8 protein-coding genes are annotated in these 11,200 nt (G+C 60.0%); all 8 read right to left on the reverse strand.

The features are described 5' to 3' along the window. Nucleotides 1-94 precede the first annotated feature (94 nt). The 8 genes from BMZ32_RS16070 to BMZ32_RS16105 all read right to left on the reverse strand — a co-directional run bounded on the left by BMZ32_RS16070 (nt 95) and on the right by BMZ32_RS16105 (nt 11,194). Nucleotides 95-1,276, reverse strand: a complete 1,182-nt coding sequence (locus BMZ32_RS16070; protein ID WP_090243788.1) for an acetyl-CoA C-acetyltransferase — start codon at nt 1,274-1,276, stop codon at nt 95-97. 177 nt (nt 1,277-1,453) lie between these two features. Beyond that, nucleotides 1,454-3,391, reverse strand: a complete 1,938-nt coding sequence (gene acs, locus BMZ32_RS16075) for an acetate--CoA ligase (RefSeq protein WP_090243790.1) — start codon at nt 3,389-3,391, stop codon at nt 1,454-1,456. Between the two features lie 111 nt (nt 3,392-3,502). Further along, on the reverse strand, nt 3,503-5,167 hold the full coding sequence (gene pgi, locus BMZ32_RS16080; protein WP_090243792.1) for a glucose-6-phosphate isomerase: 1,665 nt from the start codon (nt 5,165-5,167) through the stop codon (nt 3,503-3,505). 104 nt (nt 5,168-5,271) lie between these two features. Then, nucleotides 5,272-6,132, reverse strand: a complete 861-nt coding sequence (gene panC / locus BMZ32_RS16085; protein WP_090243794.1) for a pantoate--beta-alanine ligase — start codon at nt 6,130-6,132, stop codon at nt 5,272-5,274. Further along, on the reverse strand, nt 6,129-6,929 hold the full coding sequence (gene panB, locus BMZ32_RS16090) for a 3-methyl-2-oxobutanoate hydroxymethyltransferase (RefSeq protein WP_090243796.1): 801 nt from the start codon (nt 6,927-6,929) through the stop codon (nt 6,129-6,131). Before panB ends, panC begins: the two co-directional genes overlap by 4 nt. Nucleotides 6,930-7,166: 237 nt before the next feature. Beyond that, entirely contained in the window at nt 7,167-7,664 is a 498-nt protein-coding gene (gene folK / locus BMZ32_RS16095) for a 2-amino-4-hydroxy-6-hydroxymethyldihydropteridine diphosphokinase (RefSeq protein WP_208598734.1), read from the reverse strand. Further along, entirely contained in the window at nt 7,664-9,070 is a 1,407-nt protein-coding gene (locus BMZ32_RS16100; protein ID WP_090243800.1) for a polynucleotide adenylyltransferase PcnB, read from the reverse strand. Before BMZ32_RS16100 ends, folK begins: the two co-directional genes overlap by 1 nt. Before the next feature lie 699 nt (nt 9,071-9,769). After that, nucleotides 9,770-11,194, reverse strand: coding sequence for a sigma-54-dependent transcriptional regulator (locus BMZ32_RS16105; protein ID WP_090243802.1), 1,425 nt, complete (start codon nt 11,192-11,194; stop codon nt 9,770-9,772). Nucleotides 11,195-11,200 lie beyond the last annotated feature (6 nt).

Here is an 11,200-nt window from a genome sequence, read left to right on the forward strand (position 1 = left end):
CAATAGCCATCATCAGTGCTGTCGATGGCAAATAAAAAAGCCGGCCCCGAATTGATGGGGCCGGCTTTTTCGTTGCTAGAGCTTAGCGTCGGTATCAGGCTCGTTCGATAGCCAATGCCACGCCTTGACCGCCGCCGATGCACAGGGTGGCGAGGCCTTTTTTAGCGTCGCGTTTGATCATCTCGTGCAGCAAGGTAACCAGAATTCGGCAGCCGGAGCCGCCAATCGGATGACCGAGAGCGATAGCGCCGCCGTTGACGTTGACCTTGCTGGCATCCCAATCGAGTTCTTTACCGACCGCCAGCGCTTGCGCGGCAAAGGCTTCGTTGGCTTCGATCAGGTCGAGGTCGGCCAGCGTCCAGCCAGCTTTGGCCAGGCAGCGATTGGTGGCGCTGACCGGGCCAATGCCCATGATCGCGGGATCGACGCCGGCATTGGCGTAGCTGGCGATTTTTGCCAGTACCGGCAGACCTAGGGCTTTGGCTTTTTCAGCACTCATCAGCAACACCGCCGAGGCGCCATCGTTGAGGCTGGAGGCGTTGCCAGCGGTCACGCTGCCGTCTTTCTTGAACGCCGGCTTAAGTTTGCTCAGGGACTCGGCGGTGGTGCCGTCGCGCGGTTGTTCATCCGTGGCGAAGGCTACGGGGTCGCCCTTGCGCTGAGGAATCAGGATCGGGGTGATTTCATCGGCAAAACGCCCGGACTCGATGGCGGCGCAGGTCTTCTGCTGCGAGGCCGCGGCGAAGGCGTCCTGCGCTTCGCGGCTGATGCTGTATTTGTCGACCAGGTTCTCGGCGGTGATGCCCATGTGGTAGTCGTTGAAGGCGTCCCACAGGCCGTCGGTGATCATCGTGTCGACCAGCTTGGCGTGACCCATGCGCAGACCGGTGCGGGCACCGGGCATGACGTAAGGGGACAGGCTCATGTTCTCCATGCCACCGGCAATCATCACCTCTGCATCGCCGCAGCGAATGGCCTGGGCAGCCAGATGCAGGGCTTTCAGGCCCGAGCCGCACACCTTGTTTAAGGTCATTGCCGGTACCGCGTGGGGCAGGCCAGCAAGAATCGAGGCTTGGCGAGCGGGGTTCTGCCCGCTGCCGGCGGTCAGCACCTGGCCGAGTATCACTTCGTCGACCTGTGCGCCGTCCAGGCCGGTTTGCGCAAGCAACTGGCGGATCACTGCAGCGCCCAATTCGGGTGCAGGGATATTCGCCAGTGAACCCTGGAAGCTGCCGATGGCAGTGCGGGTGGCGGCAACGATGACGACATCTTGCATAACGCGATCCTCACAAGTGACAGGCGCGGCAGGCCGCGAAAGGTCGCTATGGTGGCACAGCGGCTTTGCTCGCGGCCAGCCTGCGAACTGACCAGTCAGCCTGGGGCCCTGCTGCAAGGTTCCGTTATCGCCCTGCTCGCTGAATCACCGCGCAAGCCGCGCTCGCGCGGTTCATGCTTAGCGGTTTAGGCGCTGCTCGATTAGCTCGTCCACCACGCTGGGGTCGGCCAGGGTTGAGGTGTCGCCCATGTTTTCCAGCTCGTTGCAGGCGATCTTGCGCAGGATGCGCCGCATGATCTTGCCTGAGCGGGTCTTCGGCAGGCCCGGCGCCCATTGGATCAGTTCGGGTTTAGCGAAACCACCAATCTCTTTGCCGACCAGGGCCAGCAGTTCTGTCTTCAGTTCGTCGCTGAGGTCGATGCCGTTCATGGGCGTGACGAAGGCATAAATGCCCTGGCCCTTTAGGTCATGCGGATAGCCGACCACTGCCGCTTCGGCGACGGCATCGTGCAGCACCAGGGCACTTTCCACCTCGGCGGTGCCGATGCGGTGGCCGGAGACGTTGATCACGTCATCCACTCGGCCAGTGATCCAGTAGTAACCGTCTTCGTCACGGCGCGCGCCGTCGCCACTGAAGTAGTAACCGGGGTAGGGCTTCAGATACGTGTCGATCATGCGCTGATGGTCGCCATAGACGCTGCGGATCTGGCTGGGCCAGCTTTCTTTGATCGCCAGTACACCTGAGCCTGGGCCGTCGATTTCTTTGCCCTGTTCATCCAGCAACACCGGTTGTACGCCAAAGAAGGGGCGGGTGGCGGAGCCGGGTTTGAGGTCGGTGGCACCGGGCAGCGGGGTGATCAGAATGGCGCCGGTTTCGGTCTGCCACCAAGTGTCGACGATCGGGCAGCGGCGCTCGCCGACCACGTTGTAATACCACTCCCAGGCTTCCGGGTTGATCGGTTCGCCGACCGAGCCGAGTAGGCGCAGGCTTGAGCGGTCAGTTTTTCGCACCGGACCTTCGCCTTCACGCATCAGTGCGCGCAGGGCGGTGGGCGCGGTGTAGAAGATATTTACCTGATGCTTATCGATGACCTGCCAAAAGCGCGAAGCATCCGGGTAGTTCGGTACACCTTCGAAGATCAGGCTGGTGGCGCCATTGGCCAGCGGCCCGTAAACGATATAGCTGTGACCGGTGACCCAGCCGACATCGGCGGTGCACCAGTAAACGTCGCCTTCGTGGTAGTCGAATACGTACTTGTGGGTCATCGCGGCCATCAGCAGGTAGCCGCCGGTGCTGTGCAACACCCCCTTGGGTTTACCGGTGGAGCCGGAGGTGTAGAGAATAAACAGCGGGTCTTCGGCGTCCATCGGCTCGGGTGGGCAGTCGTCAGAAACGTTACGCAGCGCCTCGTGGTACCAGATGTCGCGACCTTCAACCCAGTCGATGTCGCCCTGAGTGCGCTCAACCACCACCACGGTGCTGACTTTCGGGCAGCTCTGCAGGGCTTTGTCGACGTTGGCCTTGAGCGCCACGTACTTGCCACCGCGCACGCCTTCATCAGCGGTAATGACCGCATGGCAGTCTGAGTCAAGAATACGGTCGCGCAGCGCATCCGGTGAGAAGCCGCCGAACACCACCGAATGCACCGCGCCAATCCGCGTGCAGGCGAGCATGGCGTAGGTGGCTTCGGGGATCATCGGCATGTAGATGCACACCCGGTCACCCTTTTTTACGCCACGGCTTTTCAGAACATTGGCCAGACGGCTGACGTTGTGGTGCAGCTTTTTGTAGGTGATATGTGCCGACTCGCTGGGGTTATCACCTTCCCAGATCAGCGCGATTTGCTCGCCGCGCGTGGCCAGGTGGCGGTCGATGCAGTTGTAGCTGACGTTTAGCTGGCCGCCCTTGAACCAGGAACCCTGGCCGCTGAGCAGGTCACCCTGCTGCACGCTGTCCCAGGGTTTGGACCAGTCGAGAAACTGTTTGGCCTGCTCGGCCCAGAACGTATCAGGCTGCTCGACCGATTGTTGGTAGAGGCGTAGGTAGTTGTCGTTGTCGATATGCGCGCGCTGGCGCACCGAGTCGGCAACCGGGTGACGGGTAATTTCGTACATGGCGGGTCCTTGTTGTTGTGTGTCCGCGATCACAACAAGGGTGCACCCAGTGGAGGCTGGGTTCAAGTGCTGGCCCGGTGCAGCCATGCCGGGCCTTGCGCGATGGGCTGATCAGCCGCGATGGCGCTCGCGGAAGTGCTGAATCAGGCCTTGGGTCGAGGCATCACTGGCCGGCGTATCGAGTTGCCCGGTCAGGCGCTGGTACACGCCCTGGCCGAGCTCCTTGCCCAGCTCAACACCCCATTGGTCAAAGGCGTTGATGCCCCAGATCGCGCTTTGCACAAAGACCTTGTGCTCATACAGCGCGACCAGCGCACCGAGGCCGAACGGATCGATCCGGTTGAGCGCGAGAATATTGCTTGGGCGGTTACCGGGAACCATCTTGTGCGGCGCAAGGCGTTGCACTTCAGCTTCGTCGAGGCCTTTGGCGCGCAATTCGGCTTCGGCTTCGGCTTGGGTTTTACCATGCATCAGCGCTTGGCTTTGCGACAGGCAGTTGGCAAACAGCCACTGGTGATGGTCGGCCAGCGGGCTGAAACTGTTGACCGGGACGATAAAGTCCGCCGGGATCAGCTCAGTGCCTTGGTGCAGTAACTGGTGGTAGGCATGCTGGCCGTTACAGCCGACGCCGCCCCAGATCACCGGCCCGGTGCTGAAGTCCACCGGGCTGCCGTCTTGGCGCACGGATTTGCCGTTGGACTCCATGTCCAACTGCTGCAAGTGCTTGGTGAAGTTACGCAAATAATGATCGTAGGGCAGGATCGCCTGGCTTTTCGCCCCCCAAAAATTGCCATACCAGATGCCCAGCAGGGCCATCAGTACTGGCATGTTTTCAGCCAGCGGCGCCTGGGTAAAGTGCTGGTCCATGGCATAGGCGCCGGCTAGCAGTTCCTTGAAATTGGAGATGCCGATGGCCAGCGCGATGGGCAGGCCGATGGCCGACCACAGCGAATAACGACCGCCGACCCAGTCCCACATCGGGAAGATGTTTTCCGCCTTGATGCCGAACTCGATGGCCGCTGTCTGGTTGCTGGTCACCGCAATAAAGTGCTTGTGCAACTCTGCTTCCGGGCCGCCCAGGGCGAGGTACCAGTCGCGCGCCGCCAGGGCGTTCTTCAGGGTTTCCAGGGTACTGAAGGATTTTGACGAGACGATAAACAGGGTGGTTTCGGGGTCTAGGCGCGCAGTTAGTTCACGGAACTCGCTGCCGTCGATATTGGCCAGGTAATGGCAGCGCACGCCACGCTGGGTAAAAGGCCGCAGCGCTTCGGAAACCAGCTGCGGGCCGAGGAACGAACCGCCGATACCGATATTCACCACTTCGGTGATCGGTTTGTCGCTGTAGCCGCGCCACAGGCCGCTGTGCACGCGGCTGACCAACTCGGTCATCTGATGCAGCACGCGGTGCACCTGTGGAATCAGGTCGACGCCATTCAGTTTGACGCTGCGACCAATTGGGCTGCGCAGGGCGGTATGCAGAGCTGCACGACCTTCCGAGGCGTTGACTAGATCACCGCTGAACAGTGCCTGGATGGACTCGCCTAGCTGGCTTTGCTCGGCCAGTTGCACCAGCAGCCCTAGGGTCTTTTCGTCGATCAGGTTCTTTGAGTAGTCCAGCATTAAGCCGCAACTGCTCAGGGAGAAACGCTTAAAGCGCTCCGGGTCACTGGCAAAGGCCTCGCGCATGCTGAAGTCGTTCATCTGCTCGCGATGCTCGCGCAGCGCCTGCCAGGCGGGCAGGGAGGTGACGTCATGCGGCTGTTGGTAATAGGCCATGGGTGCGTGTTCCTTGTGCTGGGTGCGGCGAATTATGCAAAAAAGCCCGGAGTGATCCGGGCCTTGAGTGTAACTGGCAGGTATGCGAGCAGGTAACCGGCTAATCAAGCAGGCATATCGAGGTCGAACGCCAGGTTGTCAATGAGTCGGGTGTTGCCAATAGAGGCGGCCAACAGAATCACCAGCTGACGATCAGCGGCCGTGGCCGGGCGCAGGCTGTTCGATTCGCGCACTTCGAGGTAATCCGAGCGGAAACCAGCGGCGCTGTGTTGCGCCTGTGCTGTGTTGATCAGTTTGGCGTAATCACGCTCGCCGGTCTTAATCGCCGCCGCCATTTCCTGCAGGCTACGGTACAGCACCGGCGCCACTTCGCGTTGCTCGGCACTCAGGTAACCGTTACGCGAAGACAGCGCCAGACCGTCTTCGGCGCGTACGGTCGGTTCACCGATGATCTGGATAGGCATATTCAGGTCACGCACCAGGGTGCGGATTACCGCCAGTTGCTGGAAGTCCTTCTGGCCGAAAATGGCCAAGTCCGGTTGCACCATGTTGAACAGCTTGCTCACTACAGTCGCAACGCCTTCGAAGTGCCCCGGCCGGCTGGCGCCGCACAGGCCTTCGGAGACCCCCGTCACGCTGACGCGGGTCTGGCTGTCGGTCCCTTGTGGGTACATTTCCGCGACATCCGGGGTGAACAGCAGGTGGCAACCCGCTGCGACCAGTCTTTCCTGATCGGCAAGCAGGGTGCGTGGGTAGCTCTCGAGGTCCTCGTTGGGACCGAACTGCAATGGGTTGACGAAAATGCTGGCAACCACGAAGTCCGCCCGTTGCGCCGCTTTTTCCACCAGCGCGGCATGGCCGGCATGCAGGTTGCCCATGGTCGGCACGAAGGCGATTTGTTTACCTTCGGCACGGGCTTGGGCGACAGCGGCGCGCAACTCGCGCACGCTTTTAACTGTGTTCATGCAGAAAATCCGTGCTCGGCTGCTGGGAAGCTCTGGTCTTTGACCGCTTTGACGTAGGCGCTGATGGCGTGCTGGATGCTGCTTTGACCGGCCATAAAGTTCTTCACAAACTTGGGAGTGCGGCCGCTCAGGGACAAGCCAAGCATGTCGTGGAGCACCAGTACCTGGCCGTCGGTGGCGCTGCCGGCACCAATGCCGATAACCGGGATTTTTACCGCCTGGCTGATTTCCGCAGCGAGCTCACTGGGCACGCACTCAAGCAGGAGCATGGCCGCGCCGGCCTGTTCTAGGGCCATGGCATCGGCGCGCATCTGCCGTGCCGAGGCTTCTTGGCGCCCTTGCACCTTGTAGCCACCGAGGATGTTCACCGCTTGTGGCGTTAACCCTAGGTGCGCGCACACCGGTACGCCGCGCTCGGCCAGTTGGCGAATCGGCTCAGCCAGCCAGGCCGCACCTTCTAGCTTGACCATGTGTGCGCCGGCCTGCATCAGTACGGCGCAATTATTCATGGTTTGCTCAAGCGTGGCATAGGCCATAAATGGTAGGTCGGCGAGGATCAGCGCGCCCTGGTTGCCGCGTTTAACGCAGGTGGTGTGGTACGCCATATCGGCCACGGTGACGGGCAGTGTGCTGTCATGGCCTTGTAAGACCATGCCGAGGGAATCACCTACCAGCAGCACATCGACACCGGCCTGGCATGCCGTGTGGGCGAACGTGGCGTCATAGCAGGTCAGCATGGCGATTTTCTCGCCGCTCTGCTTGAGGCTTTGCAGGGTAGTCAGGGTTACATCAGGCATGAAAACTGTCCTCACTCAGGCGTTCAGTCAGCAGTTGTGCTGCTTCAAGTTGGCCTGCATTGGCCGCAAATCGCACCGGTGCGGGGCAACGGGACGCCTATAGTCCTGATGGGAAGACTCGAAGTCAATTGCAGGTGTTACCGGTTTGTTACTGGCGTTACCGCCAATGCACCTAGCTGTTGTTCGGGCTGACGCTTTGGCAGTGGCATGACGCATTGATCAAGGTGTGCGTCGGGCTCAGTTTTGCCGGAGCTCGTTCAGTCGCTCCAGTCCCGTGAAGGTACAAGCACTGAGGAGCTCTGCCAGTGCGCGACCATCGGGCAGGTGCAGTTCTGGGGCGATCTCGGCCAAGGGGTAGAGGACAAAAGCGCGGGCATGCATGTGGTAGTGCGGCACGGTCAAGCGTGGCTCATCCAGTTGGTGTTTGCCGAACAGCAGGATGTCCAGGTCGAGAGTGCGTGGGCCCCAGCGTTCGGCCTTGCGCGTGCGGCCCTGCTCTAATTCGATAGCTTGTAGCGCATCGAGCAACGCCAGCGGGCTGAGGTCGGTGTCCAGCGCTGCTACAGCATTGACGTAACGCGGCTGGTCCGCCGGCCCTAGAGGGTCGCTGGCGTAGAGCGATGATTGAGCAACTAGATGGGTGTGCGGCAGCGCGGCTAGGGCGACCAGGGCGCTGCGCAGTTGCGTGTGCGGAGTCGCCAGGTTACTGCCCAGGCCGATATACACGCGCTCCATCATTCACCCGCAGCGGAGTTGCTGCCGTCACCTGCTGGGCCGCGCTTGCGCTTATTGTTGCTGCGCTTACGTTTGCGTGGTGCACCGGCTGCATCGTCTTTGTTGCTGAGGTCGCGGATCATGTTGCGCCGTTCGCTGTCACTGAGTTCCTGATAGCGCGTCCACCAATCGCCGAGGCCGCCGGTCTGTTCGCCAGCGCTTTCACGCAGCAGAAGGAAGTCATAGCCAGCACGGAAGCGTGGATTTTCCAGCAGGGTGTCAGCGCGCTTGCCGCTACGGCGTGGCAAGCGCTCTTGCATGTCCCAGATTTCGCGGATTGGCATGGTGAAACGCTTGGGTACGGCTATACGCAGGCACTGTTCACTGATCAGTTCGTGAGCGGCTTCTTGCATTGCCGGGATTGGCGGCATGCCGCGATCCTGAAGCTTGATCACGCGGGCCGGTAAGGCTGGCCAGAGTAGCGCGGCGAGAAGGAAGGCTGGTGTGACGGACTTGCCTTGCTGAATGCGCTGGTCGGTGCTGTCCAGCGCATTACGGATCAGTTGGTCGGTATAGTCCGGGTTGAGTTTTAGCGCCTCAGCACTGGCCGGGAACAGCTGGCCGAACAGGCCATAGTCGACCAGCAACTCATAGGTGTAGACCGCATAACCGGCGAGGAACAGTTTGAGCACTTCATCGAACAGGCGCGCGGCGGGGATTCCGCCAAGCAGCGGCGCCAGTTTGTAGATCGGTGCGGCGCTGTGTTTCTCGATGTCGAAGTCCAGCTTGGCAGCGAAACGCACCGCACGCAGCATGCGTACCGGATCTTCCTGGTAGCGCTGAGTCGGGTCGCCAATCAGGCGGATCAGATGATTGCGGATGTCGTGTACGCCATTGGCGTAATCGAGAATGCGCTCGGTGACGGGGTCGTAGTACAGCGCATTGATGGTGAAGTCGCGACGCTGGGCATCGTCTTCCAGGCTGCCGTAGACGTTGTCACGCAGAATCCGCCCACTCTCGTTGCGTGAGGACAGGTTGCTGTTCTCTTCCTCATCGCCTTCGGGGTGATTAGCACGGAAGGTTGCCGTCTCGATGATCTCGCGGCCGAAATGCACATGAACCAATTTGAAACGACGACCGATTACCCGGGCATTGCGGAATTCGGCACGCACTTGCTCCGGTGTGGCGCTGGTGGCCACGTCGAAATCCTTGGGTTCGATATCCAGCAGCAGATCACGAACGCAGCCGCCGACCAGATAGGCTTGGTAACCGGCTTGCTGCAGGCGCTCAACTACGCTTATGGCGTAGCGGCTGATTTCGCCGCGCTCGATCGGGTGTTGGCTACTGCCCAGCACTTCGGGCGTGCTGTGCGAGTGTTTGCCACGGAGGGTAGGGGTGCGAAAGGACTTGAACAGCTTTTTCAGCATGGGAGGCACTGTTTGACGAAATGACTGGCCAGAGTATATGCCGGCCGCAGGAATGGCGCGGATTTTAGCATTGAGTTGGGGTTTGGTGCAGGAAACGACGGGAGACTGTTGCAGGCGGGGATGTTGAAGCTACTGGGGGAGCCGAAGCTCCCCCCCAAATTGGTGCGTGCTCTTTTTTTATTATTATGGCGGGCTTGTTGTTTTTGTTGATTTACCCGTTCCATCCAGTCAGTGACTTTTGGAAACTTTCCCAAGTTGGGAATTAAGAGCAAACGTATTACTTTGGATACTGATGCTGCCATGATCACACAGTGACCTAACCAGTTCTGGCACTGCCTTGGTGCAGTTTTATTGTTCTCGGCCTGGTTTTGGGGCGAACCCCAAAGGCAATTCCTTTCCAAAAGAATCAGTTAGCTGCGCCTCTGCGTTGTTGTTTTTATTATGCTGGAGTCGGTACGTCTTATTTTTATTAGGTTTGAGCGTGCTTGTTATTGTTCTTGTGCCTGTAACAAAGCAGAACCCGTGCCAGTTTCTACAATCCCTTTAAATTCAATGGGTTGAGCGTTATAGCGGGTGGCCGGGTGGCATAAAAAAGCCGGGCTCTCGTTACCATAAGACCCGGCTTTGTTACTAAGTGTTGAAGTGGTAACAGATTGTGGAACCTCTTGTGCGCCTATCTGTCACCTCGGCGCAGGCGCTCTAGCCTACGGTAGCACCTGACGATTTGCGACGTGGAATGCCCAGGCGCTGGCGGCGCTCCCATAGGCATTTGCGGCTGATGCCGAGCTTGCGTGCCAGTTCGGTCTCGGTCATGTGGTCTTGGTGCTCCAGTACGAAGTGCTGGAAATAATCTTCCAGCGACAAATCTTCAGTTGGCTCACTGGGTTCATGTCCCGGGCCGTTTTGACTGGACAGGCCGATGAAGTCGTTCTCAAGGTCATCGAGTTCGATATCGATGCCCAGTAGCTCTGCAGAAATACTGTTGCCTTCGCAGAGAATCACCGCGCGTTCAATGGCGTTCTCTAGCTCGCGCACGTTGCCCGGCCAGGGGTAGTGACGAATGGCCTGCTCGGCGTCCGCTGCAAAGCTCAGGTCGAGGCGACCCTGGCGTGTGCACTGACGAATCAGGAAGGCGCTGGCGATCTCGCTCACGTCAGCCCCACGCTCGCGCAGGGGGGGGAGTTTCAGGGCGATTACGTGCAGGCGGTAATACAGGTCTTCGCGGAACTGACCGATCTTCGACAGGGTTTTTAGGTCGCGATGGGTCGCCGCGATCAAGCGCACATCGACCTTTTGCGACTGCACCGAGCCGACGCGGCGAATCTCGCCTTCCTGCAGCACACGCAGCAAGCGTGCCTGAGCCTCTAAAGGCAGCTCACCGATTTCATCGAGGAACAAGGTGCCGCCATCAGCGGCTTCCACCAGGCCCGCACGGCCGGCGCTGGCGCCGGTGAATGCGCCTTTCTCATGGCCGAACAACTCGGACTCAATCAACGATTCCGGGATGGCCGCGCAGTTCACTGAAATCAGCGGCGCCTTGGCGCGGCGCGAGAGGTTGTGCAGGGCGCGGGCTACCAGTTCTTTACCGGTGCCGGACTCGCCCTGGATCAGTACATTGGAGTCAGTGGGCGCGACCTTGCGGATCTTGCTGTACATCTCTTGCATCGGGGCGCAAGAGCCGATGATGCCGATCTCGCCGTTGCTGTTGTCCACCACCTTGTCGGCGCCAGCTTTGCTGTTGGTAGCAGCAGGCGCAGGGGCAGTTTTGGTCTGCTGGACGTCACGCAGAATACGCGCTACAGCTTGGAGCATTTCGTCGTGATCGAAGGGTTTGGCGATGTAGTCCACCGCGCCCATCTTCATCGAGTCGACGGCCGAACGCAGGCTGGCATAGCTGGTCATGATCAGCACAGGTGTGCCCTGGCCAAGCTTGATCATCTCAGTGCCGGGGGCGCCAGGTAGGCGCAGGTCACTGACGATCAGGTCGAAGCTGGGGATGCTGAAGCGTTCCTGCGCTTCTTGTACCGAGCCGGCTTCGCTGACTTCGTACTGGTTGCGCTCCAGTAGGCGGCGCAGGGCAGAGCGGATAATAGTTTCGTCTTCGACGATCAAAATATGAGGCATTAATTT

It is taken from the genome of Pseudomonas guineae (genome assembly GCF_900113745.1).
Classification (GTDB): domain Bacteria; phylum Pseudomonadota; class Gammaproteobacteria; order Pseudomonadales; family Pseudomonadaceae; genus Aquipseudomonas; species Aquipseudomonas guineae.